At 60.5% G+C, this 25,328-nt stretch carries 21 protein-coding genes and 1 pseudogene; 10 read left to right on the forward strand and 12 right to left on the reverse strand.

Annotated elements, in window-relative coordinates; all coding sequences use genetic code 11:
• Positions 1–20: 20 nt before the first annotated feature.
• Together E1K68_RS23820 and E1K68_RS23825 are read left to right on the forward strand one after the other, a co-directional pair.
• Entirely contained in the window at positions 21–377 is a 357-nt protein-coding gene (locus tag E1K68_RS23820; protein ID WP_003194277.1) for a hypothetical protein, read from the forward strand.
• 163 nt (positions 378–540) lie between these two features.
• Complete coding sequence (locus E1K68_RS23825; protein WP_212614745.1) at positions 541–1,038, forward strand: GreA/GreB family elongation factor; 498 nt, start codon at positions 541–543, stop codon at positions 1,036–1,038.
• Here the strand turns inward: E1K68_RS23825 and gdhA are convergent.
• Together gdhA and E1K68_RS23835 are read right to left on the reverse strand one after the other, a co-directional pair.
• The gene (gdhA, locus tag E1K68_RS23830; RefSeq protein WP_003194280.1) at positions 1,035–2,372 is read right to left on the reverse strand and encodes an NADP-specific glutamate dehydrogenase; all 1,338 of its coding nucleotides are present in this window, start codon (positions 2,370–2,372) and stop codon (positions 1,035–1,037) included. The genes E1K68_RS23825 and gdhA overlap by 4 nt on opposite strands.
• A 303-nt stretch (positions 2,373–2,675) precedes the next feature.
• Complete coding sequence (locus E1K68_RS23835) at positions 2,676–3,869, reverse strand: MFS transporter (protein ID WP_212614746.1); 1,194 nt, start codon at positions 3,867–3,869, stop codon at positions 2,676–2,678.
• A 95-nt stretch (positions 3,870–3,964) separates the two neighbouring features.
• Here E1K68_RS23835 and E1K68_RS23840 point away from each other — a divergent pair, with 95 nt between their 5' ends.
• Entirely contained in the window at positions 3,965–4,894 is a 930-nt protein-coding gene (locus E1K68_RS23840; RefSeq protein WP_212614747.1) for a LysR family transcriptional regulator, read from the forward strand.
• A 66-nt stretch (positions 4,895–4,960) separates the two neighbouring features.
• Here the strand turns inward: E1K68_RS23840 and ettA are convergent, their stop codons facing one another.
• Entirely contained in the window at positions 4,961–6,625 is a 1,665-nt protein-coding gene (gene ettA / locus E1K68_RS23845) for an energy-dependent translational throttle protein EttA (protein ID WP_003194297.1), read from the reverse strand.
• 285 nt (positions 6,626–6,910) lie between these two features.
• On the opposite strand from ettA, the gene E1K68_RS23850 reads away from it, so the two are divergent.
• Positions 6,911–10,762 (forward strand): bifunctional diguanylate cyclase/phosphodiesterase, encoded by a 3,852-nt coding sequence (locus tag E1K68_RS23850; RefSeq protein ID WP_169856634.1) that lies wholly within the window; start codon positions 6,911–6,913, stop codon positions 10,760–10,762.
• Between the two features lie 235 nt (positions 10,763–10,997).
• On the forward strand, positions 10,998–12,251 hold the full coding sequence (glyA, locus tag E1K68_RS23855) for a serine hydroxymethyltransferase (protein ID WP_003194304.1): 1,254 nt from the start codon (positions 10,998–11,000) through the stop codon (positions 12,249–12,251).
• Positions 12,252–12,440: 189 nt separating this feature from the next.
• Here glyA and yjiA read toward each other — a convergent pair whose 3' ends face one another.
• From yjiA to E1K68_RS23870, 3 genes are all read right to left on the reverse strand, one after another.
• Entirely contained in the window at positions 12,441–13,397 is a 957-nt protein-coding gene (gene yjiA, locus E1K68_RS23860; RefSeq protein WP_003194306.1) for a GTPase, read from the reverse strand.
• Between the two features lie 183 nt (positions 13,398–13,580).
• The gene (locus tag E1K68_RS23865; protein ID WP_003194308.1) at positions 13,581–13,778 is read right to left on the reverse strand and encodes a YbdD/YjiX family protein; all 198 of its coding nucleotides are present in this window, start codon (positions 13,776–13,778) and stop codon (positions 13,581–13,583) included.
• A 15-nt stretch (positions 13,779–13,793) separates the two neighbouring features.
• Positions 13,794–15,860 carry a carbon starvation CstA family protein gene (locus E1K68_RS23870; protein WP_003194310.1) on the reverse strand — a complete coding sequence of 689 codons (2,067 nt, stop codon included), beginning with the start codon at positions 15,858–15,860 and terminating at the stop codon, positions 13,794–13,796.
• A gap of 174 nt (positions 15,861–16,034) precedes the next feature.
• On the opposite strand from E1K68_RS23870, the gene E1K68_RS23875 reads away from it, so the two are divergent.
• Positions 16,035–16,403 (forward strand): PilZ domain-containing protein, encoded by a 369-nt coding sequence (locus E1K68_RS23875; protein WP_212614748.1) that lies wholly within the window; start codon positions 16,035–16,037, stop codon positions 16,401–16,403.
• Between the two features lie 128 nt (positions 16,404–16,531).
• On the opposite strand, the gene radA is transcribed toward E1K68_RS23875, so the two are convergent.
• Genes radA through katB form a run of 3 tightly spaced genes read right to left on the reverse strand, consistent with a single transcriptional unit; the run spans position 16,532 to position 20,073 of the window.
• Positions 16,532–17,899 carry a DNA repair protein RadA gene (gene radA / locus E1K68_RS23880; RefSeq protein ID WP_003194313.1) on the reverse strand — a complete coding sequence of 456 codons (1,368 nt, stop codon included), beginning with the start codon at positions 17,897–17,899 and terminating at the stop codon, positions 16,532–16,534.
• A gap of 35 nt (positions 17,900–17,934) precedes the next feature.
• Positions 17,935–18,474, reverse strand: a complete 540-nt coding sequence (locus tag E1K68_RS23885) for an ankyrin repeat domain-containing protein (RefSeq protein WP_034133741.1) — start codon at positions 18,472–18,474, stop codon at positions 17,935–17,937.
• Between the two features lie 57 nt (positions 18,475–18,531).
• Positions 18,532–20,073 carry a catalase KatB gene (gene katB / locus E1K68_RS23890; RefSeq protein WP_169913685.1) on the reverse strand — a complete coding sequence of 514 codons (1,542 nt, stop codon included), beginning with the start codon at positions 20,071–20,073 and terminating at the stop codon, positions 18,532–18,534.
• Positions 20,074–20,360: 287 nt separating this feature from the next.
• Here katB and mscL point away from each other — a divergent pair, with 287 nt between their 5' ends.
• Positions 20,361–20,777, forward strand: coding sequence for a large-conductance mechanosensitive channel protein MscL (mscL, locus tag E1K68_RS23895; protein ID WP_003194320.1), 417 nt, complete (start codon positions 20,361–20,363; stop codon positions 20,775–20,777).
• A gap of 43 nt (positions 20,778–20,820) precedes the next feature.
• Here mscL and E1K68_RS23900 read toward each other — a convergent pair whose 3' ends face one another.
• On the reverse strand, positions 20,821–21,597 hold the full coding sequence (locus tag E1K68_RS23900) for a ferredoxin--NADP reductase (protein WP_003194322.1): 777 nt from the start codon (positions 21,595–21,597) through the stop codon (positions 20,821–20,823).
• Positions 21,598–22,042: 445 nt separating this feature from the next.
• Here E1K68_RS23900 and E1K68_RS23905 point away from each other — a divergent pair, with 445 nt between their 5' ends.
• The 3 genes and pseudogenes from E1K68_RS23905 to E1K68_RS27960 all read left to right on the forward strand — a co-directional run.
• Positions 22,043–22,753, forward strand: a complete 711-nt coding sequence (locus tag E1K68_RS23905) for a LuxR family transcriptional regulator (RefSeq protein ID WP_003194324.1) — start codon at positions 22,043–22,045, stop codon at positions 22,751–22,753.
• A 140-nt stretch (positions 22,754–22,893) separates the two neighbouring features.
• Complete coding sequence (locus E1K68_RS23910; protein ID WP_212614749.1) at positions 22,894–24,018, forward strand: class I SAM-dependent methyltransferase; 1,125 nt, start codon at positions 22,894–22,896, stop codon at positions 24,016–24,018.
• A gap of 29 nt (positions 24,019–24,047) precedes the next feature.
• Positions 24,048–24,140 (forward strand): annotated as a pseudogene (locus tag E1K68_RS27960) (outer membrane lipoprotein carrier protein LolA); the annotation flags it as partial.
• Positions 24,141–24,143: 3 nt separating this feature from the next.
• Here E1K68_RS27960 and E1K68_RS23915 read toward each other — a convergent pair.
• Positions 24,144–24,308: a DUF2474 domain-containing protein gene (locus E1K68_RS23915; protein WP_003194328.1), complete on the reverse strand. Its 165-nt coding sequence runs from the start codon at positions 24,306–24,308 to the stop codon at positions 24,144–24,146.
• A gap of 12 nt (positions 24,309–24,320) precedes the next feature.
• Positions 24,321–25,328 carry a cytochrome d ubiquinol oxidase subunit II gene (gene cydB, locus E1K68_RS23920; protein ID WP_003194329.1) on the reverse strand — a complete coding sequence of 336 codons (1,008 nt, stop codon included), beginning with the start codon at positions 25,326–25,328 and terminating at the stop codon, positions 24,321–24,323.

Genomic DNA, 25,328 nt, shown 5'->3' on the forward strand with positions numbered 1-25,328 from the left:
AAACGGCCAGGGAGTACGCCATGTGGCGGTATGCGGTCATGCTGTGCGCTGTGGTGGGGTTGTCGGGTTGCCAGTCAACCCATCAGGAATTACTGGCCAAAGGTTATCCACCGGCCTTCGCCGACGGTTTTGACGACGGTTGCAGCAGCGGGCGCCAGGCCGCTGGGGTGATTACCGGAGAGTTTCGCAAGAATGTGCCGCGCTATCTGAAAGACCGGCCATACGCCGAAGGTTGGGAAGACGGGTTTCGTCAGTGCAAGGCCATGCGCGAGAATCAGGAATTGCGTGACTACGAGGAAAACCGCAGGGACGACCGCGAACACGATTGGCAGCAGGAAAAAGATCGCGACGCTGCCAAAGCCTATCGCTCGCGCTGATCGACGCTGATCGTTCCCACGCTCCGCGTGGGAATGCCGCCCTGGACGCTCCGCGTCCGCTCGCGAGGTCGTGACGCGGAGCGTCACAGGATGCGTTCCCACGCGGAGCGTGGGAACGATCAGCCCGCGAACGTGGCCCAACTTCCATAGGAAGGAGAACGCCATGAGCCGAGCTTTTGTAAATGAAGATAACGCCGCGGCCCAGGCTGATCAGCCGGTGGAGCGTCAGGTCAGCGCGCAACCTAACCGCCTGACCGCGCAAGGGTTGGCACAGTTGCAAGCCAAGGTGGCGCAAATGCAGCTTGAGTACAGTGCCGAGTCCGCCAAGGGTGAGCAGGCCGATAAGCAGCGCCAGGCGGACCTTGAGCGGGATCTGCGTTACTTCAACCAACGGGTGCAAAGCGCTCAGGTAGTCGCGCCGGCCACGTCCACCGACAAGGTACAGATCGGGAGTTGGGTCACGTTCGCCAACGAGCAGGACGAACAGCAGCGCATCCAGTTGGTCGGTGAAGACCAGGCCGATGCCAACGCAGGCTTGATCAACTGGGGCTCGCCCCTGGGCCGTGCCTTGTTGGGAGCCCAGGTGGGCGACGAGGTGCTGTGGCAGCGCCCCGCCGGCGATCAGTTGATCGAAGTGCTGCGTATCGAACCCGAGGCCTAGACGATACCCTGGGCCAGCATCGCGTCAGCCACTTTCACGAAGCCCGCGATGTTCGCGCCCTTGACGTAGTTGATGCGGCCGTTTTCTTCACCGTAATGCACGCAGGCATGGTGGATCGACTGCATGATGTTGTGCAGCTTGCTGTCCACCTCCCCTGCAGTCCACAGCAGGCGCATGGCGTTCTGCGACATCTCCAGGCCGCTCACCGCCACACCACCGGCATTGGACGCCTTGCCCGGCGCAAACAGAATGCCCGCGTCGATAAAGATATCCACAGCCTCCAACGTGGTCGGCATGTTCGCGCCTTCGGCCACGCAGAGGCAGCCGTTGCGCAGCAGGGTGCGTGCAGCGTCGGCGTCGAGTTCGTTCTGGGTGGCGCAGGGCAGCGCGATATCGCAGGCCAGCTCCCAAGGCGTCTGGCCTTTGCGGAACTCCAGGCCGAAACGTGTGGCCAGTTCACTGATACGCCCGCGCTGTACGTTCTTCAACTCCAGCAGCGCCGACCATTGTTCTTCGGTCAAACCGCTTTCGGCGTACAGGGTGCCTTCGGAGTCCGACAGGGAAATCACCTTGCCGCCCAGGTCCATCACTTTGCGCGCCGCGTATTGCGCCACGTTGCCAGAGCCGGACACCGCCACCCGCTTGCCTTCGACGCGCTGGCCTTGGCGCTTGAGCATTTCCTCGGCGAAATACACACAGCCAAAACCAGTGGCTTCCGGGCGGATCAGGCTGCCGCCGTAGGTCATGCCCTTGCCGGTCAGCACTGAGGTGAATTGGTTACTCAGGCGTTTGTACTGGCCGAACAGGAAGCCGATTTCCCGTGCGCCCACACCGATATCACCGGCCGGTACGTCCACGTCCGCACCGATATGGCGGTACAGCTCGCTCATGAACGCCTGGCAGAAGCGCATCACTTCGGCGTCGCTTTTGCCCTTGGGGTCGAAGTCCGAGCCGCCTTTGCCGCCGCCCATGGGCAGCGAGGTCAGGGAGTTCTTGAAGGTCTGTTCGAAGGCAAGGAATTTCAGCACGCCCAGGTTGACCGAAGGGTGAAAGCGCAAGCCGCCTTTGTAGGGCCCAATGGCGCTGTTCATCTGGATACGGAAACCGCGATTGACCTGAACCTTGCCGTGATCATCCACCCACGATACCCGGAAGGTGATGGCGCGCTCCGGCTCGCAGATGCGCTCCAGGATGCCCGAGGTCAGATAACGGGGGTTGGCTTCAAGAAAGGGCCACAGGCTGCGCAGGACTTCTTCTACAGCCTGGTGGAATTCCGGTTGGTCCGGGTCGCGTTTCTTGAGGCGGGCAAGGAAGGAGTCGACGGATTCGGTCATGAAAAGTCTCGGCAAATTGATTGTTGTTAAACAGAGAATGAGCCGGACTTTATCAATTCGTTTCGCACCGCGACAGGGCGAAATGTCGCCTTTATGAAATTAAATGGTGCAACAAGTATAAATAACTCCCATTTTCTGCCCTTAAATGGGGATTTCACTCTGAGTTTTGCACCAACAGGTAGGCCGTTATCGCAGGCAAGCCAGCTCACACATTTGATCGAGTACACCGGTCATGTGGGAGCTGGCTTGCCTGCGATAGCGGTGGTGCAGTTACAGATGCATAGTCCTTTATTGGATGAAAAATCAGGCTGGCTTGCCGCGCTGTCCGGCGATCAGGGCCTGGGGCGTTACCGGTTTCCAGCCCAGCAGGGCAATCGCCAGCGACAACAGCTGAAAACCTGCGACCAACGCCACGCAGCCCGGCCAGCCCCATTGATTCCAGAGCATGGCCGGGACCACGGCGCCAGCGCTGCCGCCCAGGTAATAGCCGGTCAGGTACAGCCCCACGGCGCCGGATTTGTCAGGGCCTGCCGTGGTGGCGATATACGCATTGGCGGATGCCTGCGCCAGGAATACGCCGGTCGAGCTCAGGGCCAGCCCCAGCACGATCAGCCACAGGGACGGCAACAATGTCAGCGCCGAGCCACAGATGCCGAGCGCCACAGCGCCGGTCAGTAACTGCGATTGTGGTCGCGATTTGCTCAAGCGCCCCGCAATAGGAATGACCACCAGCGCCAGCAGGAACACCGCATACAAAGTGCCCAAGGCGGCGGCGCCCAGGTTGAACGGGGCCTGGCTGAGATACAGGCCGGCATAGGTAAAGGTTGCGACTTGCGAGAACAGCACGCAGAAACCGACGCCATAGGCCGCCAGCAAGGGTTTGCGCAGAAGCCGGCGCACCCCGTGCGTGCCCACGGCCGCGACGCCGGGCCGTGCCACCGGATTGGCCGGCAACAGCCACACAATCAGCAGGCCGACCAGCAGACTGATCACCGCCAACAGTTCGAAGGCTTCGCGCCAGCCCACATATTGGGTCATGACACCCGAGACAAAGCGCCCGGCAAACCCGCCGAGCACCGTACCCGCGACGTACAAACTGGTGATCTCGGTGACGGTGGCCGCACGCCAGCGATCGCCGATGTAGGCCACGCTGGTGGCGAACACCACGGGGATCAACATCCCTTCGACAAAACGCCACACCAGCAGCTCGGCAAAGCCGTCCACATAGGCGGTCAGCAGCGTCGGCAGCGCCAGCAGCAACGCGGCCACGGCAATCACGGTGCGTTGCTCGAAACGTCCGGTCAGGCGCCCGACAAACGGCGCGGTCAGCGCCACGGCCAGCGTGGTCACCGTGATGCTCCACCCTGCCTGCCGGGCGCTCACCTGGAAGCTTTCGGCAAACGCAGGCAGGATGCTCTGTGTCGCATAGAGATTCAGAAACGCCGCACAGCCACACAGGAACACGGCGAAGCGGGCGTGATGCATGCGCGGGTTCATGTGACCTCTCGTCTTATAGTCGAGGATGTTTATAGAATACCCAGCGCAGGGAACACCAATACCGAATTCGGACCGATCAATACCCAGGAAACAGAATGCTTGATCTACGCAAGTTACGTTACTTCCTGACGGTCGCCGAAGAGCTGCACTTCGGCCGTGCGGCCCAGCGCCTGCACCTTGCCCAGCCGCCCCTGACGCGGCAGATCTCGGCCCTGGAAACCGAGCTTGGCTTTCGCCTGTTCGACCGCACCAGCCGCACGGTCACACTGACTGCCCAGGGCCAGCACTTTTTGCCCTATGCCCGCGCGGCGCTGGAGCACGCCAGGCTTGCACAAGACATCGCCGCCAAGCTGGCTGCCGGCTCGACCGGCCAACTGGTCGTAGGCTATGCCAGCTCGATCGCGTTGTCGGAACTCTTCAGCCAAACCCTGCAAGCCTTCGCCCAGCGTTTTCCCGATGTGCAACTGACCCTGGTAGAGAGCGCTTCCGGCAGCCTGCACACGCACGTGCTGGACGGGCGCATCGACGTCGGCATGAGCCGCCTGCTGCCGGAGGCCGGGCAAACCGGCGTCGAGGCTTTGTCGTTGGGGCAAGAACCGCTGGTGGCGGCGCTTTGCAGCGACAACCCGCTGGCGGAGCAGAGCGAAGTCACCCTCGCCCAGCTCAGTGAGTACCCGTTGATTCTGTTTCCCAGCGATTACGGTTCGGGCCTCAACGGCTCCATCGAGCACCTGTATCAACGCCGCGGCCTGGCGCTGCGCCCGGGCCCAGCGGGGCGCCAGATCACCTCGATCATCGCCCTGGTGGCGGCAGGCCAAGGTGTCTCGCTCGTGCCCCAGTGCACCCGCACCCTGGCCAGGGAAGGCGTGGTCTACCGCCCCTTGGCAGACCCCGAAGCCTGGGTACACCTGCTGATACTCACACGCTCGCAGTCACGCTCACTGTTGGTCGAGGCGTTTATGGGGGTGGTCGAAGAATTGCTGCGCAGCCGCCCGGCCCTGGCGCCCACGACGCTTCCGGCATAACGGGGGCAAAAAAATACCCCTGCGTGAGGGGTATTTTTTCAACAGGCTGCTGCGGCTATTGCAGCATCAGGCCAGCTTTTTGTGACGCACACGGTGCGGCTGGGCAGCGGCCTCACCCAAGCGCTTCTTACGGTCGGCTTCGTACTCGGTGTAGTTGCCTTCGAAGAACACCGCTTGGGAGTCATCTTCGTACGCCAGGATGTGGGTCGCGACGCGGTCAAGGAACCACCGATCGTGAGAGATCACAATGGCGGCGCCCGGGAAGTCCAGCAGGGCTTCTTCCAGGGAACGCAGGGTTTCAACGTCGAGGTCGTTGGACGGTTCGTCGAGCAGCAGGACGTTGCCGCCCTCTTTCAGGGTCAGGGCCAGGTGCAAGCGACCACGCTCACCACCGGACAGGTCCTTGACGAACTTCTGCTGGTCGCCGCCCTTGAAATTGAAACGACCGACGTAGGTGCGCGACGGGATTTCATAGTTGCCGATGCGGATCTGGTCGGAACCGTCGGAGATCTGCTGGAACACCGTCTTGCTGCCGTCAAGGTCGTCGCGGCTCTGGTCCACACAGGCCAACTGCACGGTGTCGCCGATCTCGATGCTGCCCGAGTCCGGGGTTTCCTTGCCCATCAGCATGCGGAACAGCGTGGATTTACCCGCACCGTTACCACCGATAACGCCGACGATCGCGCCTTTTGGCATGGCGAACGACAGGTTGTCGATCAGCACACGGTCGCCATAGCCTTTGGTCACGTTCTTGAACTCGATGACCTTGTCACCCAGGCGCGGGCCGGCCGGGATGTAGATCTCGTTGGTTTCGCTGCGCTTCTGGAATTCCTGCGACTGCATTTCTTCAAAGCGTTGCAGACGAGCCTTGGATTTGGACTGGCGGGCCTTGGCGCCTTTGCGCACCCACTCCAGTTCTTCCTTCATGGCTTTTTCGTGGGCCGATTGCTGCTTGGATTCGGCGGCCAGACGGTCGGACTTGGCTTCCAGCCAACCGGAGTAGTTGCCCTCGTAAGGGATACCGGCGCCGCGGTCGAGCTCCAGGATCCAGCCGGCGACGTTGTCCAGGAAATAACGGTCGTGCGTGATCGCAACCACGGTGCCCGGGAAATCGTGGAGGAAATGCTCCAGCCAGGCGACGGAATCGGCGTCCAGGTGGTTGGTCGGTTCGTCGAGCAGCAGCATGTCAGGGGCCGACAGCAGCAGGCGGCACAGGGCCACACGGCGCTTCTCACCACCGGACAGGTGCTCGACCTTGGCGTCCCAGGCTGGCAGGCGCAGCGCATCGGCGGCGACTTCCAGTTGGCGCTCCAGGTTGTGACCATCGCCCGCCTGCAGGATCGCTTCGAGCTTGGCCTGTTCAGCGGCCAGTTTGTCGAAGTCGGCATCCGGTTCGGCGTAGGCGGCGTACACCTCATCGAGGCGGGCCTGGGCGTCCTTGATCACGCTGACGGCTTCTTCGACCACTTCACGCACGGTCTTGGTCGGGTCCAGGATCGGCTCTTGCGGCAGGTAACCGATGTTCAGCTCCGGCATCGGGCGGGCTTCGCCTTCGAACTCGGTGTCGACGCCCGCCATGATTTTCAGCAGGGTAGACTTACCCGAACCGTTGAGGCCGAGCACGCCGATCTTGGCGCCAGGGAAGAAGGACAGCGAAATGTTTTTCAGGATTTCCCGCTTCGGCGGAACAACTTTTCCCAGCCGATGCATGGTGAAGACGTATTGAGCCATGGTGAACCTAGCGTCAGTGACTGATGAATTAAGCGGACGAAGCCCGTGCCAGGCCATGCGCCGCGCGGGCCTTTGACTATCATCAATGCCAGCGAGCAAAAAAAGCCTGAATGTCTGGGGCTGGAACGCCCCCGCGTAACCGGCAAAGCTACCTGAATGCGCTGGGGCAGTCCAGCCAGGCAGGACTGGCACTTTGCCACAACTCAAGGCATGCTAGCCGCCCTTCGGGCGTCCGGCTTATAGTGCACGTCGCGCGCCAGTCCAGCCAAACCGCAGGATCACAGTTTGTCCAACGTCACGCCGCCCACGCCCTTGCGCGCCGCTCATATTGCGCCGGGAGCGCCCCTGCACGGCACCTTGAAAGGCGCGTTGGCGACGCTTGTCCTGCTGTTGCTCGCCTTGTTGTTCTGGCAACTGCTTGACCAATTGCAGCAAAACCAGAAAAACCAACAGCAATACACCATCGACTACAGCGCCGACCTGGCTGAGCAGATCAGCCAGAACATGGCCCTGAGCGCGCAGATCGCCCTGAACCTGCTGCCCATCCTCGAACCACCGCGCACTTCCGAACAGCAACAGGCCTTGATGCGCTCCCTGCAGCGCTCGTTGCCAGACCTGCGCAGCTTCGCCCTGCTCGCCCCCAGCGGCGCACTGATCAGCGACACCGCCGAAGGCAGCCAAGACAGTGCCCTGCTCGAAGACCTGGTCAAGCGCAGTCACGCCCAGTCCTACTACCTGAGCAACGACAATGACGGCACGGTCATCTATCTGTTGCTGCACCAACCCAGCGGTGGCTCCAAGGTGTACTGGGCCTTGCGCCTGGCGCCCAATTATCTGGCCAACCTCACGCGCCAGGATGTCCAGGGCCAGCGCCCGATGTGGGCGATCGAGAACAGCCTGAACCATCGTGTGGTCAGCCGTGACAGCGGAATGCCGGCGCAGTGGTCCGGCGCCCTGACGCCGGAAGAATTGAACCGCAGCGTGCTGGTCACGCCGTTGAGCAAAAGCGACTGGCAACTGCGCGGCATGTTTGACCGCAGTGCGGTGCTGGAGCAACTGCTGCCGGCCTTTATCGGCAAGTGCCTGCTCGGCCTGGCGTTTTCGCTGATCCCGGTGATCGTGCTGCTCAACATGCGCCGCCGCCAACGCCAGGTGAATGAAGGCCGGCGGCGCTATCAGGACATCTTCGAAGGCACCGGCGTGGCCTTGTGCGTGCTGGACCTGTCGGGGCTCAAGGCGTTTTGCGACAAAACCCAGGTGCAAAGCCGCGAGCAGTTGCACGCCTGGTTGCAGGCCAACCCCACGCAGCGCAAGCAACTGCTCAAGGAGTTGCGCGTCACCGAGGTCAACCAGATGGCCGTGCGCCTGCTGAACGTCGCGTCCTGCGAGCAGGCCTGGGAACGCCTGATCGACGATTGCCCGCGCAATGCCACGTCCATCGGCTATCAGGTGCTGGAAGCCGTACTGACCCGGCAAAAGCAGCTGGAACTGGAAATCCAGCTCAACGACGTGGCCGGCAACGAACAGTACCTGTGGCTGGTGATGCGTTTGCCGGAGCAGCAAGATGACGTCAAGGCGGTGATCCTCAGCATCAGCGACATCACCAGCCGCAAGCTGATCGAGCTGTCGCTGGTGGAGCGTGAAAGCTTCTGGTCGGATGTGGTGCGCACGGTGCCCGATCACCTGTATGTGCAAGACGTGATCAGCCAGCGCATGATTTTCAGCAACCACCATCTGGGCCACACCCTGGGCTACAACAAGGCCGAACTGCAGCAGATGGGTGAGTACTTCTGGGAAATCCTGCTGCACCCCGAAGACGCCGAGCATTACCACGACTTGCGCCAGCAGCAACGCCAAGCCGCTTACACCACCCAACTGCACTGCCAACTGCGCTTTCGTCACCGCAATAACCAGTGGCGCCGCTTCGATATCCGCGAACAGGCCCTGGCCCGCGATACGTCCACAGTGGTCACCCGTATCATCGGCGTGGCCAAGGACATCACCGACCAGATCGAGGCCAGTGAATCGCTGCGCGACAGTGAACAGCGCTACCGGATGCTGGCCGAAAGCATCAGCGACGTGATCTGCTCCACCGACAGCCAACTGGCCCTCAACTACATCAGCCCATCGGTCAACACCGTGCTGGGCTATGACGTGGACTGGGTGTTCAAGAACGGCTGGCAGTCGATCGTTGCCAACCCTCAGCAGTTGACCGGCATCTACAACCTGATGGAACAGGTCAGCCGCGCCCTCGGCAACCCCGACGCCTTGAACACCTTGCGCGATGAAGTCCAGACCCAACTGTTTCTGTTCGACTGCCTGCGCGCCGACGGGCGCAAGGTGCCGATAGAACTGCGCCTGGTGCTGGTGTGGGATGAGCATGGCGGGTTTGAAGGCATCCTCGGCGTGGGCCGCGATATCAGCCAGCAACGCCGCGCCGAAAAAGACCTGCGCATGGCGGCCACGGTGTTCGAACATTCCACCTCGGCGATCCTGATCACCGACCCGGCCGGCTACATCGTGCAGGCCAACGAGGCGTTCAGCCGGGTCAGCGGCTATGAAGTGGCGGATGTGCTCGACCAATTGCCGAACATGCTCACCGTCGACGAGCAGCAGGAAGCCCATCTGCGTTATGTACTCAAACAGCTGCATCAGCACAGCACCTGGGAAGGTGAAGTGTGGCTCAAGCGCCGCAATGGCGAGCATTACCCGGCCTGGGTGGGCATTACCGCGGTGTTCGACGATGAAGGCGACCTGGCCAGCTACGTGTGTTTCTTCAGCGATATCAGCGAGCGCAAGGCCAGTGAGCAGCGCATCCACCGTCTGGCCTACTACGACGCCCTGACCCACCTGCCCAACCGCACCCTGTTCCAGGACCGCCTGCACACCGCGTTGCAGTCCGCCGAACGGCAGAAGTCGTGGGTGGTGCTGATGTTCCTCGACCTTGACCGCTTTAAGCCGATCAACGACTCCCTCGGCCACGCCGCCGGCGACCGTATGCTCAAGGAAATGGCCACGCGCCTGCTCGGCTGTGTGGCCGAGGACGACACCGTGGCGCGTATGGGCGGCGACGAATTCACTTTGCTCCTGCAACCGCGAGTCAGCCGTGAAATGGCGCTGAACCGTGCGATCCATGTGGCCGAGCAGATCCTCGCCAGCCTGGTCAAACCCTTTGTGCTGGAGGGCCGCGAATTCTTCGTGACCGCCAGTATCGGCATCGCCCTGAGCCCGCAAGACGGCAACGAGCTGAGCCAATTGATGAAAAACGCCGACACGGCGATGTATCACGCTAAAGAACGCGGCAAGAACAACTTCCAGTTCTACCAGGCCGACATGAACGCCAGCGCCCTGGAGCGCCTGGAGCTGGAAAGCGACCTGCGCCACGCCTTGGACCAGAACGAATTCGTGCTCTATTACCAGCCGCAATTCAGCGGCGACGGCAAACGCCTGACCGGCGCCGAAGCCCTGCTGCGCTGGCGCCACCCGCGTCGCGGGCTGGTGCCGCCTGGGGATTTCATCCCCGTATTGGAAGAGCTCGGGCTGGTGGTGGATGTGGGCGACTGGGTGATTGGCGAGGCCTGTCGACAGCTCAAGACCTGGCACCAGAACAAGGTGCGCGTGCCGAAAGTCTCAGTGAACATCTCGGCGCGGCAGTTCTCCGACGGCCAGTTGGGCACGCGCATCGCCACCATCCTCAAGGACACCGGCCTGCCGCCGGCGTGCCTGGAGCTGGAGCTGACCGAAAGCATCCTGATGCGTGAAGTCAACGAAGCCCTGCAGATCCTCGCCAGCCTGAAAAACCTGGGCCTGAGCATCGCGGTGGATGACTTTGGCACCGGCTATTCATCGCTCAACTACCTCAAGCAATTCCCCATCGATGTGCTGAAGATCGACCGCACCTTCGTCGACGGCCTGCCCTCGGGTGAGCAGGACGCGCAGATTGCCCGGGCGATCATTGCCATGGCCCACAGCCTGAACCTGGCGGTGATTGCCGAAGGGGTGGAAACCCATGAGCAGTTGGACTTCCTGCGTGAGCATGGCTGTGATGAGGTGCAGGGCTACCTGTTCGGGCGGCCAATGCCGGCGAATCGGTTTGAGGTGCAGTTCAGTAATGATGCGCTGTTCATGTTTGACTGAAAGTGCCGTCCCTGATCGTTCCCACGCTCCGCGTGGGAACGCAATTCTGGACGCTCTGCGTCCGCTTTTAAATGTGACGCAGAGCGCCACGGGATGCATTCCCACGCAGAGCGTGGGAACGATCAGGGGCTGAGTGAAAACCACTTGTCCGCGACATGATGTCCTTTCATATGCCATCTAAAACCCATTGGGTTAGAATGCCCTCCTTTTCTGCCCCCGATCCTTGAGGACCGCCATGTTCAGCCGTGATTTGACTATTGCCAAGTACGACGCCGATCTCTTCGCCGCCATGGAGCAAGAAGCCGTGCGCCAGGAAGAGCACATTGAGCTGATCGCTTCGGAAAACTACACCAGCCCTGCGGTGATGGAGGCTCAAGGTTCGGTTCTGACCAACAAGTACGCCGAAGGCTACCCAGGCAAGCGCTACTACGGTGGTTGCGAGTACGTCGACGTGGTTGAGCAGTTGGCCATCGACCGTGCAAAAGAGCTGTTCGGCGCCGATTACGCCAACGTCCAGCCACATGCCGGCTCCCAAGCCAACAGCGCCGTGTACCTGGCCCTGCTGCAAGGCGGCGACACCATTCTGGGCATGAGCCTGGCCCACGGCGGTCACCTGACCCACGGCGCCACGGTTTCGTCCTCCGGCAAGCTGTACAACGCCGTTCAGTACGGTATCGATGCCAACGGCCTGATCGACTACGACGAAGTCGAGCGCCTGGCGGTCGAGCACAAGCCAAAAATGATCGTGGCCGGTTTCTCTGCCTACTCGCAGATCCTGGACTTCCCACGTTTCCGTGAAATCGCCGACAAGGTCGGTGCCTACCTGTTCGTGGACATGGCCCACGTGGCCGGTCTGGTGGCTGCGGGCGTTTACCCCAACCCAGTGCCTTACGCTGACGTGGTCACCACCACGACCCACAAGACCCTGCGCGGTCCACGTGGCGGCCTGATCCTGGCGCGTGCCAACGCCGAGATCGAGAAGAAGCTCAACTCCGCCGTTTTCCCGGGCGCCCAAGGTGGCCCGCTGGAGCACGTGATCGCGGCCAAGGCGATCTGCTTCAAGGAAGCACTGCAGCCTGAGTTCAAGACCTACCAGCAGCAAGTGGTCAAGAACGCCAAGACCATGGCCAGCGTGTTCATCGAGCGCGGTTTTGACGTGGTGTCCGGCGGTACCGAAAACCACTTGTTCCTGCTGTCGCTGATCAAGCAGGACATTTCCGGTAAAGATGCTGACGCTGCCCTGGGCAAAGCCTTCATCACCGTGAACAAAAACTCCGTGCCGAACGACCCACGTTCGCCGTTCGTCACCTCCGGCCTGCGCTTCGGCACTCCGGCAGTGACCACCCGTGGCTTCAAGGAAGCCGAGTGCAAGGAACTGGCAGGCTGGATCTGCGACATCCTGGCAGACCTGAACAACGAAGCCGTGATCGACGCGGTACGTGAGAAGGTCAAGGCCATCTGCAAGAAGCTGCCGGTATACGGCGCGTAACTGCAGTTGCTTGAATAAAAGCCCGGCTTTTGTGCCGGGCTTTTTTATGCCGATTTCAATTTGAAACAGGGTTTTCTGTGGGAGCTGGCTTTGCCTGCGATGGCGGTTTTGCAGTCAGCCCATCAGTGATTGCCCCACCGCTATCGCAGGCAAGCCAGCTCCCACATTGGAGTGCATTTCAAGCCGGGTTTATTGGTAGACCCGCTCAAAGCCTTGGCGAATTTTGTCTTCGGGCAACTCATCGGCAATAAACACAATGACACTTTCGCGCACTTCGCCCTCGGCCCATTCGGTATCCCAGTCGAAGCCATAGAGCTTCAGCACGCCCTGGAACACCATGCGCCGGTCTTCCCCGGCAATATTCAACACACCTTTGTAGCGCAGCAGTTGCTTGCCATGATCTTCCAGCAGTTCGTTCATGAACTCGCTGAGGCGGTCGATATCCAGCGGCTGGTCGGTGCGCAGTACCAGGCTGGAAATGCGGTCGACCGAAGGCGCTGCATTCACCGGGCGCAGGCTCATGCCGGCGTTGAGGTTGAAGCCGCGCACATCCAGCAACTCGGCCAGGTCAATCTTGCCGTGGTCCACCACACGAATCGGCGCACGGCGGTTGATGCGGGTGAGGCGCTGGCTGAGGGCCTCGAAGGCGGCATCGTCCACCAGGTCGCGCTTGCTCACCAGCAGGCGGTCGGCAAAGCCAATCTGGGCCTGGGCGATGGTCTGGGTCAGGTGATGCTCGGCGTGGGCCGCATCCACCAGGGTGATGATGCCGTCGAGGATATAGCGCTCGCGCAGTTCTTCGTCGATGAAGAAGGTCTGGGCCACCGGCGCCGGGTCGGCCAGGCCGGTGCATTCGATCACCAGCCGGTCGAAGGCGATCTCGCCGCTGTCCAGGCGTTCCAGCAGCAGGTACAGGGCTTTGGTCAGGTCGGTGTGAATGGTGCAGCACACGCAGCCGTTGGACAGGGTCATCACTTGCACCGGCTCGTCGCCCAGCAGTTGGGTGTCGATACCGGCGTCACTGAATTCGTTTTCGATCACGGCGATTTTCAAGCCGTGCTCGGCTTTGAGCAGGTGGCGCAGCAAGGTGGTCTTGCCGGCGCCGAGAAAGCCACTGAGGATGGTGACGGGGATGGGAGAGGACAAGAGATTCTCCTTGAAGAAAAACAGAAACAAATGTGGGAGCAAAGGCCCCTGTGGGAGCTGGCTTGCCTGCGATGCAGACAACTCGGTGCTTGCGTCAGACCGAGGTGATGCTATCGCAGGCAAGCCAGCTCCCACAGAAAGCCCTGCTCCCACAGGCATATTGCATTGGCCCGCGTTACCAGGCTAGCAGCACTTGGGCCCACCCTTGCCGCCGTAACGGGCTTCCTGGCGTTCCCGGAAGAACGCCTTGTAGTCCATCACCGGCTTGTCCGGGTGTTTGGTTTGCATATGCTCGACGTAGGTGTCGTAGTCGGGCATGCCGACCATCAGGCGGGCGGCCTGACCGAGGTATTTACCGAGGCGACTGATGTCATTGAACATGTTTGCAATCCTCGTTTACGCGTCCGGTACAGCCTGGAACGGGGCTTCTTTATCCGTACGCTCTTTGTTGCCCCAGGCGGCGACACCCACCTTCAGCGCATAGAACAGGATGCTGAACACCACGAACAGGAACAGCGCCGTCAGCGTTGCGTTGGTGTAGGCGTTCCAGATCACGTGCTGCATCTGGTCGATGCTCTTGGCCGGGGCCAGGATCTGGCCGTTAGCCAGGGCATCGCTGTATTTCTTGGCCAACGACAGGAAGCCGATCGCCGGGTTGGCGTCGAACAGCTTGATGAAGCCTGCCGTGGTGGTGCAGATCAACAGCCACACCGCCGGCAACATGGTCACCCAGATGTAGCGCTGGCGTTTCATTTTGATCAGCACAACGGTTGCCAGCATCAACGCGATACCCGCCAGCATCTGGTTGGAGATACCGAACAGCGGCCACAAGGTATTGATCCCACCCAGCGGGTCGATCACACCTTGGTACAGCAGGTAACCCCACATCGCCACACAACCGGCCGTCGCGATCAGGTTGGCGGTCCAGGACTCGGTGCGTTTGAGCGCCGGCACGAACGAACCCAGCAGGTCCTGCAGCATGAAGCGACCGGCACGGGTGCCGGCGTCCACGGCCGTGAGGATGAACAGCGCTTCGAACAGGATCGCAAAGTGGTACCAGAACGCCATGGTGTTTTCACCCGGCAGCACACTGTGCAGGATCTGCGCGATACCCACCGCCAACGTCGGCGCACCGCCGGCACGCGCCAGGATGGTGGTTTCACCGATATCGTGGGCCACGGCAGAGAGCGCCTCAGGCGTAATGGCAAAGCCCCAACTGCTGACCGTCTGCGCCACGGTAACCACGTCGGTGCCGACAATGGCAGCCGGGCTGTTCATGGCGAAGTACACGCCAGGCTCGATCACCGAGGCGGCAACCATCGCCATGATGGCCACGAACGACTCCATCAGCATGCCGCCGTAACCGATGTAACGGGCATGGCTTTCACTGGCGAGCAACTTGGGCGTGGTGCCCGAAGAGATCAGCGCGTGGAAGCCCGAGACCGCGCCACAAGCGATGGTGATGAACAGGAACGGGAACAGGCCGCCCTTCCACACCGGGCCGGTGCCGTCGATGAACTGGGTGAGTGCCGGCATTTTCAGGTCAGGCATGGTGACCAGAATGCCAATCGCCAGGGCGATGATGGTGCCGATTTTCAGGAACGTCGACAGGTAGTCGCGGGGCGCCAGGATCAGCCACACCGGCAGCACAGCAGCCACGAAGCCGTAGCCGATCAGCATCCAGGTGATTTGGATACCGGTGAAAGTGAACGCCTTGGCCCACACTGGATCAGCGGCAATCTGCCCGCCCAGCCAGATCGAACCCAGCAGCAACAGCACGCCGATGATCGAGATTTCACCGATGCGGCCCGGGCGGATGTAGCGCATGTAGATGCCCATGAACATCGCGATCGGGATGGTCGCCATCACCGTGAAGATGCCCCATGGGCTCTCGGCCAGGGCCTTGACCACGATCAGCGCCAGCACCGCGAGGATGATGATCATGATCAGGAAGCAGCCGAACAGCGCGATGGTTCCGGGAATGCGGCCCATCTCTTCGCGAACCATGTCCCCCAGGGAACGGCCATTGCGACGAGTGGACAGGAACAGGACCATAAAGTCTTGCACCGCACCGGCCAGCACCACCCCGGCAATCAGCCACAGGGTACCGGGCAGATAGCCCATTTGCGCCGCCAGCACCGGGCCGACCAACGGGCCTGCACCGGCAATCGCCGCAAAGTGGTGACCGAAAAGAATGTGTTTGTTGGTCGGTACATAGTCCAGACCATCGTTGTTGACCACCGCAGGGGTTGCCCGCCGAGGGTCGAGTTGCATCACGTTGTTGGCGATGAACAGACTGTAGTAACGGTACGCAACCAGGTAGATGGCCACTGCAGCGACCACAATCCACAAGGCGTTGATCGCCTCGCCGCGGCGCAAGGCCACTACGCCCAGGGCGCACGCTCCTACAATTGCCAGCACCAGCCAGGGTAAGTGGCGTAGCAGGCTATTATTATTTTTCATTTTTATATTCCAGCCAGGGTGGACAGAAAGGACAGCCAGCCCGAGTTTAGCGCTACTGGCCTTAAAGACCAGCCCCCTACGTTGGTCTAGAGCCTTCAACCGGTAAAAAAAGCCGAAATAATCGCCCCTTGATGGCCCCGGGCTACACTCCCCCCATTCACAGAGGGTTTTACCATGACCGAGCATGCGTCTGAACGTCGCCGTTTTCGCCGGATTGCCTTTGATGCCACGGCCGAACTTCGGCAAAACGGCAGCGAATCGCCGGTGAAACTGCTGGATCTATCACTCAAGGGTTTACTGGTGGAACGGCCTGACGACTGGAAGGGAAATAAAGCGCTGCCCTTTGACGTCGACATACGCCTGGACCAGAAGACGCATATAAAGATGCAAGCGCGGCTGACCCATGAAGATCAGGGTCAATTGGGCTTTGTATGCAAGCACATTGATCTGGACTCGATCAGCCATTTGCGGCGCTTTGTAGAGCTGAACCTGGGTGATGAGCAAGAGCTGGAACGCGAACTGGGCGCTCTGCTGGAGATCTAGCTGCCAACATGAATCAAGGGTGGGAGCTGGCTTGCCTGCGATGACGGTGTATCAGGCAAGGATGGGTAAGCTGACCCGCCGCTATCGCAGGCAAGCCAGCTCCCACAGGGGTTCAGCAGTGTTGCGGATTATTCGAACAGCGCATCCAACGCCTGTTCCAAGCGTGTCACAGCAATGATCTGTAACCCCGGCGGCGCCTCCTTCGGGGCATTGCCCTTGGGCACAATCGCCCGTTTGAAGCCATGCTTGGCCGCTTCCTTCAAGCGCTCCTGCCCACTCGGCACCGGGCGCACTTCACCCGACAAACCCACCTCGCCAAACACCAGCAAGTCATGGGGCAGCGGCCGGTTACGCAGGCTGGACATCACCGCCGCCATCAACGCCAGGTCGGACGCGGTCTCCAACACCTTGACCCCGCCCACCACGTTAAGGAACACATCCTGGTCGTGGGTCGGAATGCCGCCATGCCGGTGCAGCACCGCCAGCAACATCGCCAGGCGGTTCTGGTCCAGCCCCAGCGTGACCCGCCGAGGGTTGGCCAAATGGCTGTCATCCACCAGCGCCTGGACTTCCACCAACATCGGCCGGGTGCCTTCCCACGTCGCCATCACCACACTGCCTGGGACTTCTTCCTGGGCGCGGGTGAGAAAAATCGCCGAGGGGTTCGAGACTTCTTTCAGCCCCCGGTCGGTCATGGCGAACACACCCAGTTCGTTGACGGCGCCAAAGCGGTTCTTCACCGCCCGTAGCAGGCGCAGGCGACCGTCGGATTCCCCTTCGAAATACAGCACGGTGTCGACCATGTGTTCCAACACCCGTGGCCCGGCCAGTGCGCCTTCCTTGGTGACGTGGCCGACCAGGAAGATCGCCGTGCCGCTCTGCTTGGCGTAACGCACCAGCAGCGCAGCGCTTTCGCGCACCTGGGACACGCCGCCGGGTGCCGACTGCAGCTGTTCGGTGAAAATCGTCTGGATCGAGTCAATGACCATGACTTTGGGTTTTTCGATGCGCGCCGTGGCGATGATGCTTTCGATGCAGGTTTCGGTCATCACCCGCAACTGATCCTGAGGCAAGCCCAGGCGCCGGGCGCGCATGGCCACTTGCTGCTGGGACTCTTCGCCGGTGACATACAGCGCTGGCATACGGCTGGCGATGCTGCACAGGGTTTGCAGCAGGATCGTGGACTTGCCGATGCCAGGGTCACCGCCAATCAATACCACCGAGCCGTCCACCAGGCCACCGCCCAAGACCCGGTCCAGTTCGCCGGAGGCGGTGGAAAAGCGCGGGATCTCTTCGACGCTGACTTCGGCCAGGGTCTTGATCTGCGCCTGTTGCCCAGTCCAGCCGGCACGGCCGGTGGGGGCCGCGGCACCGCCGCTCTCGATCATGGTTTCAGTCAGGGTGTTCCACGCGCCGCATTCGGAGCACTGGCCCGCCCATTTGGGAAAGGTCGCGCCGCACTCTGTGCAGCCGTACATGCGCTTGGCCTTTGCCATATGAGAACCTCCAACCGAAAAACCGCGATGATAGCTCAGCGCGACGCTGGGGTCCGGATTTCGCCCTTGGCTAAACGTGAAGCGCTGTTCCCGACCGGGTCTTCGGCGTTCAGATCGGCGCCTTTGGCTTGCAGCGCCCCCAGCAACTCGACGCGCTTGAATAGCCCGGCATACATGGCGGCGGTCTGCCCTGCGCCGTTGCGTTGGTCAGGGTTGCAGTCGGTGGCCAACAGGCGCTGGGCGATTTTCAGCTCGCCTTTGAAGATGGCGCCCATCAACGCTGTGTTGCCGCGTTTATCCTGCACACAGGCGTCGGCGCCGGCATCGAGCAGACGCTCCACATACGGGCCCTGGCCGTGATAAGCAGCCAGGATCAACGCGGTGTAGCCCTTGTCATCCTGAGCATTGAGGCCGTAACCGGACTCTATGAAGGTGTTGAGCATGTCGAGGTCGCCACGACGGGCGGCGTCGAAATAGTAGTCCTGCAACTGCGCCTTGAGCGCCACCGGGTCGGGAGACTCGGCATGGGCAGCGAAGGCCAGCATGGCCATCAGTAAACCGATAGAGATGCGCATAGGGTGTTCTCCTGCCAAAGGTCGACGCCCGTGAAGGCGCCGACCGCAACCAACGAATCAGTCAGTCAGTTTTTCCGCCAGCGCCTTCACGCGAGCCAGATCGCCCTTGGCGACCTTGGCCACGCCGGTGCCGTATTCCGGATCCGCCTTGTAGAGGAACGACAGGATGATGTGCTTGCTCTCGTCATCGGTGGTGGCCAATGAGCCGCCGAAGTTGTTGATCAAGTCCTCGCGCTCTTTCTTGGTGTAGGAACGGTACAGATCACCGGCCTGCTTGAAGTTCTGCTCACGCTGGATCTTGGCCTGCTGGGTGCTGCCCGACAGCGGCGACTGGCTGTAGCGCGCGGTTTGCGGCTCTTCGCGTGGCAACAGGCGGCTTGGCTGGTAGTTCACGCCGGTGGTGGTCTTGCCGAAGTTCATCGCGCCGTCCTGGTTGCCGTTGTTGACGGTGACCCGTGGAGCGTTGATCGGCAGTTGCAGGGCGTTCGCGCCCAGGCGGTACATCTGCGTATCGGCGTAGGAGAACACCCGGCCTTGCAGCAAGCGGTCTTCCGACGGCTCGATACCCGGTACCAGGTTGGCCGGGGCCATCGCCACTTGCTCGGTTTCCTGGAACACATTGGCCGGGTTGCGGTTCAGCACCATTTGCCCGACTTTGCGCTCGGGCACATTCGGCCAGATTTTGGTGGCATCCAGTGGGTCGAAATCAAACTTGGCCAGGTCTTCAGGCTTGAGCACCTGCACATACAAGTCCCACTTGGGGAAGTCGCCTTTGTTGATGTGCGTGACCAAGTCATTGGTCATATGGCTGTAGTCACGGCCTTGCACTTCGCTGACTTGTTTTGGATCCAAATTCTTGATGCCCTGCAGGCTCTTCCAATGGAACTTGACGTAGTGCACTTCACCTTTAGTGTTAATCAACTTGTAGGCATGTACACCATTGCCGTCCATTTCGCGGTAACTGGCTGGGGTGCCGGAGTCCGAGTACAACTCGGTCAGTGTACGAGTGGACTCTGGAACATGGGAGAAGAAGTCGAAACGACGCGAGTCATCGTCCAGGTTAGTGCGCGGGTCCGGTTTAAAGGCATGGACCATGTCCGGGAACTTGATGGCATCGCGAATAAAGAACGTGGGGAAGTTATTGCCGACCAGGTCCCAGTTACCTTCGGCGGTATAGAACTTGGTGGCGAAGCCCCGTGGGTCCCGCAGGGTTTCGGGGGAGTGGTTGCCATGCACCACAGCCGAGAAGCGCACGAACACCGGTGTGGTTTCACCGGCGGCGAATACTTTGGCCTTGGTCAGGTCGCTGAGGTTGTCGGTTACGGTGAAGGTGCCATGGGCGCCCGTGCCGCGCGCGTGTACTACGCGCTCGGGAATGCGTTCGCGGTCGAAACGCTGCAGCTTCTGGATCAGTTGCACATCTTGCAGCAGCACCGGGCCATTGGCGCCGGCGGTCTGGGAGTTCTGGTTATCACCGACGTTGGCCCCGTTATCGCGGGTCAGGTTCGCGGCTTGTACGGAGAGGGAAAGCAGGCTGGCGGTCACCAGTGCCAGCGCATGGCGCGCCGACACGGGCCTGCGGCTGATTGGAGTGTTCATCGAGGTTTCCTCTGGTTTTTTTAGCGCACATTCTGTTGTGCTTGTCAGAGGCTAGTGACCTGCGAGTCAGAAGATAAATAGAAAAACACCACAGGCCCGATTAAGAAAATAATCTGGTAACTCGCTGAAATAGCCGGTAATTCGCGCGCGATTGATGGCACTTTGCAAACTATTTGCGATTTGATGTGTCGATAAAAACCGACAGTGTTAACAGTTGTGTCGAGCAAGCGCTGTTCGACTGAATTACACTGACCTCCACCCTCCTCAACTGTAACAAGGAATAACCTATGGGCGTGATCAGTGAGTTCAAGGCCTTCGCGGTCAAAGGTAATGTGGTCGACATGGCCGTCGGTATCATCATCGGTGCTGCCTTCGGTAAGATTGTTTCCTCATTTGTAGGCGACGTGATAATGCCTCCCATCGGCCTGCTGATCGGTGGTGTGGACTTTGCCGATCTGGCCATCACGCTCAAGGCCGCACAGGGTGATGTACCTGCGGTTGTGCTGGCGTACGGCAAGTTCATCCAGAGCATCATCGACTTTGTGATCGTCGCGTTTGCAATCTTCATGGGCGTGAAGGCGATCAACCGTCTGAAGCGCGAAGAAGCCGTGGCCCCAAGCCTGCCGCCGACGCCGAGCAAGGAAGAAGTGCTGCTGGGCGAGATCCGCGATCTGCTCAAGGCACAGAACAACAAGCCGCTTTAACCCGCGGTTGCAAAAAAAAGGCGCCTCGCAAGGCGCCTTTTTTCTACCAGTAGTTTTCTACCGCCACCTGGCCAGGCCGTCGGCTCAGGCTCAGTTGCATGTCCCGCTGCTTGAGCAACTGGCGCGTGTCATCGACCATCTGCGGGTTGCCGCAAATCAGTACGCGCGAATCCTGCGCCGTCAGCTCCACGCCGGCGGCCCGCTCCAATTCGCCATTTTCGATCAGGGCCGTAATACGCCCGTTCAACGCGCCCGGATGCAGCTCGCGGGTGACGATGGGAATGTAGGTGAGCTTGTGGGCGTAATCGGCCAGGTACTCACGCTCAACCAGTGTGTTGATCAGCGACTGGTAGGCCAGTTCCTTGGCTTCCCGGGCGCTGTACACCAGGATGATGCGCTCGAATTTTTCCCAGGCTTCGAAGTCCTGCAGGATCGACAGGAACGGCGCAATGCCCGTACCGGTTCCCAGCATCCACAGGTCGCGCCCGTCGACAAAGCGGTTGAGGGTCAGAAAACCCGTGGCCTGGCGCTCTACCAGCAAGGTATCGCCCACCTTCAGGCGGCTCAGTTCACTGGTGAACTCACCGCCGGGGACCACGATGGAAAAAAAATCCAGATGCTCGTCAAACGGCGAAGACACGATGGAATAGGCACGCCAGACGGTACTGCCATCCGCCTTGGTAACGCCCAGGCGCACGAACTGGCCGGCGGTAAAACGAAAACCGGCATCGCGGGTGGTGCGCAAGGTGAACAGGCTGGGGGTCAGCGATTGCACATCGAGCAGGGTCTGGCGGGTAAATTTCTCAGCACTGGCCGTCATGGGGGGCTCCGTTTTGCACAGGCCGTTAGTGTCCCTCAAAACAGACCGCGCAAACACCGATGATTGATACTGGCTTTGCAATCGCTGAAGGCTCGCGCAGCTGGCGCGCGCGTTTTTGAGCCAGCCAGGGGCTACACCATGGGCGCCTCAGTGGAACTAATTATTTGGCTATTAATGCACCCGAACACCTCACTAGATGAAACAGCACTTACAACGACATCATTTTGATACTGTTTTTAAGACATTAAAAACGTTGAAAAAACTTTCGCTGCCAAGTGCCCTTATACAAAACTCCAAGCCTTATACAAAACCGGCGTGCGAAACAAACCCTGTAAGTAAAATATTTTTCAGACTCAGTTGTAGGACTTCCCCTACACTTGTTTTCGAGTTGCATTGGGAGATCAGGACGTACCCAAGTCACACAGAAACCTATGGAGAGTCACCGATGGTCAATTGGCATAACACCCGGCTGCCCAAGCTGGAAGGCGAGAGTGAAATCACCAGTGTGTTTGAGATGGTGATTAACCACACCTATGAGCTGGGTTTCGAATATTGCTCTTTTACGATGAGCTCCCAGTCACAAGACACTCAAACAAAACCCATTCTATTTAGTAACTATCCAAACGAATGGAGCCACATTTATAAACAAGCACACTACTTCGATGTAGACCCCGTTGTAACCCACTGCAAAAGTTCGGTACTGCCCATTCTCTGGGAGCAAAAAACCTTTGCCAACACCCCCCAGTTGTGGGAGCTGGCCCAGTCCTGCGGGGTGCATTTAGGCTGGACCCAAGCCGTGCATGATTTCCAGGGTGTATTCAGCATGCTGACCCTGGTTCGCAGCAAGGGCGAGGTCAGCCCGCAAGAGCTTTACGAAAAAGCCGGCCAGGTGTTGTGGCTTTGCCATGCAATGCATGCGGTCGTCGCGCAGAAGTACGCCGACGCGCCCGAGATCAAAGCGCCCAGCAAATTGACCGCCCGGGAAACGGAAATCCTCAAGTGGTCTGCGATGGGCAAGACTGCTTCCGAGATCGCCGCGATTCTTTGCCTGTCCGAACGCACCGTGGGCTTTCATATCAGCAGTACCTTCAAGAAGCTGGGCGTGCACAACAAGATCCAGGCCGTGCTGCGCGCCGCTAAAGCCGGGCTGTTTTAGCCCACGCAAAACACCGCATGTCATCGCGTTGAAAAAAACGTAACATTTACGGCCAATTCTGAGTGTTGAGGGTGCGCTTCCCATGGTTGCCCCGCCGTTCACTCAGACGGTCCGTCGATTACCCAGAGCCTTGCCCCGCCATGCCCCTGCTTGACAGCCCTTTCGCCCAGCTCGACCTGATTCGTCAGCCAGAGCAACACAATGATCCGCTGCAAGCCTTCGATGCCGCCGACGAATACCTGCTCAGCCACCTCGCCGCGCAGCAGCCTACTGCCGCCACCCGCGTGCTGGTCCTCAATGACAGCTTCGGCGCACTGGCGGCCAGCCTTCAAGGCCAGGTGCAGGTGACCTCCAGCGGTGACTCGTTCCTCGCGGCCCAGGGCCTGGAAAAAAACCTGGTGCGCAACGGCAAACCCTTTGATGCCGTGCCCATCATACCGGCCAGCCAGCTTGCGACCGGGCCGTTTGATCGCGTATTGATCCGCGTGCCGAAAACCCTGGCGTTGCTGGAAGAACAACTGATCCGCCTGCAAGGGCAACTGGCGCCCGGCGCCGAGGTGATCGCAGGTGCAATGGTCAAGCACTTGCCCCGGGCTGCGGGCGAATTGCTGGAGCGTTACATCGGCCCCATGCACGCCTCATTGGCGGTCAAAAAGGCACGGTTGCTGATCGCCAGCGTCGAGCAGCGCCCTGCCGCGGTCTCGCCCTACCCGACCCGCTATACCCTGGATGCGCCGGTCATCGAGTTGTGTAACCACGCCAACGTGTTTTGCCGCGAAGGCCTGGACATCGGCACCCGCGCCTTCCTGCCGCATCTGCCAAAAAACCTGGGCAGTGCCCGCGTGGCGGACCTGGGTTGCGGCAACGGCGTACTGGCGATTGCCAGCGCCCTGCACAACCCCGATGCGCATTACACCTTGGTGGATGAGTCGTACATGGCGGTGCAATCGGCCGCCGAAAACTGGCAAGCCGCCTTGGGTGAACGGGACGTCACCGTGCATGCCGGCGACGGCCTGGCCGGCCAGGAGCCGCAGTCGCTGGACGTGGTGCTGTGCAACCCACCGTTTCACCAACAGCAAGTGGTGGGCGACTTCCTGGCCTGGCGCATGTTCCAGCAGGCACGCGAAGCGCTGGTGGTCGGCGGCGCCTTGTACATCGTCGGCAATCGTCACCTGGGCTACCACAGCAAGCTGGCGCGGCTGTTCCGTGGCGTCGAGCAAGTAGCGGCCACGCCCAAGTTTGTCATCCTCAAAGCGCGTAAATAAAAAACCCCTGCTTATTTGTAGGAGCGAGCTTGCTCGCGAAAAACGTCAACGATAACGCGGGGTACCTGACGCCCCGCGGTGTTCTCAGTTTTTTTGCGAGCAAGCTCGCTCCTACATTATTGGTGTCAGTGCGTGCTCAGGCCTGCCGCATTCATGAACATGCGCATCAGGCTGGCCACCACGAACAGGGCCAGCACGCTGCCGGTCCAGATCATCGCCAGCCACCCCAGGCGCCGCCACAACGGCTGCTTCTCGGCCTGTTCAATCTCGTGCAACGAAGGTTTGGACATGTTTCAACCCTCCTAGTGATAGCCGTCTTCGTGGGTGACCTTGCCGCGGAACACGTAGTAGCTCCAGAAGGTGTAGCCCAGGATGAACGGGATGATGAACAGCGTGCCCACCAGCATGAAGCCCTGGCTTTGCGGCGGCGCGGCGGCATCCCAGATCGATACGGACGGCGGGATGATGTTCGGCCACAGGCTGATCCCCAGGCCGCTGTAGCCGAGGAAGATCAGCACCAGCGTCAACAGGAACGGCGTGTAGTGCGCATTACGTGCCACAGCGCGGATCAGCCCGTACATGGTGACCAGCACCAGGATCGGCACCGGCAGGAACCAGAACAGGTTCGGCAGGGTAAACCAGCGCGACGCGATTTCCGGGTGGGTCAGCGGCGTCCAGATGCTGACGACGCCGATCACCGCCAACACGACAAACGCCAAAGGCCGCGCCAGGTTGTGCATCTGCTCCTGCAACTTGCCTTCGGTCTTCATGATCAGCCAGGTGCAGCCGAGCAAGGCATACGCCACGATTAGCGCCACACCGCAGAACATCGTGAACGGCGTGAGCCAGTCCAGTGAGCCGCCGGCGAACTGGCGGTCCACCACGGGGATGCCGTCGATAAAGGCACCCAGCGCCACGCCCTGGAAGAAGGTCGCCGCCAGCGAGCCGCCAATAAACGCCTTGTCCCACAGGTGACGCTTGTGGTCCTTGGCCTTGAAGCGAAACTCAAAGGCCACGCCGCGGAAGATCAGCCCGATCAGCATCAGGATCAGCGGCAGGTACAGCGCCGACAACACCACCGAATAGGCCAGCGGGAACGCGCCGAACAACGCCGCGCCGCCAAGTACCAGCCAGGTTTCGTTGCCGTCCCATACGGGCGCCACGGTGTTCATCATCACGTCACGGTCGACTTTGCCCGGGATAAACGGGAAAAGAATGCCGATCCCCAGGTCGAAGCCGTCCATGACCACGTACATCATGATGCCGAAGATGATGATCACGGCCCAGATCAGCGGAAGATCAATACCCAT

This window comes from Pseudomonas sp. B2021, from assembly GCF_018135665.1.
Classification (GTDB): Bacteria; Pseudomonadota; Gammaproteobacteria; order Pseudomonadales; family Pseudomonadaceae; genus Aquipseudomonas; species Aquipseudomonas lactis.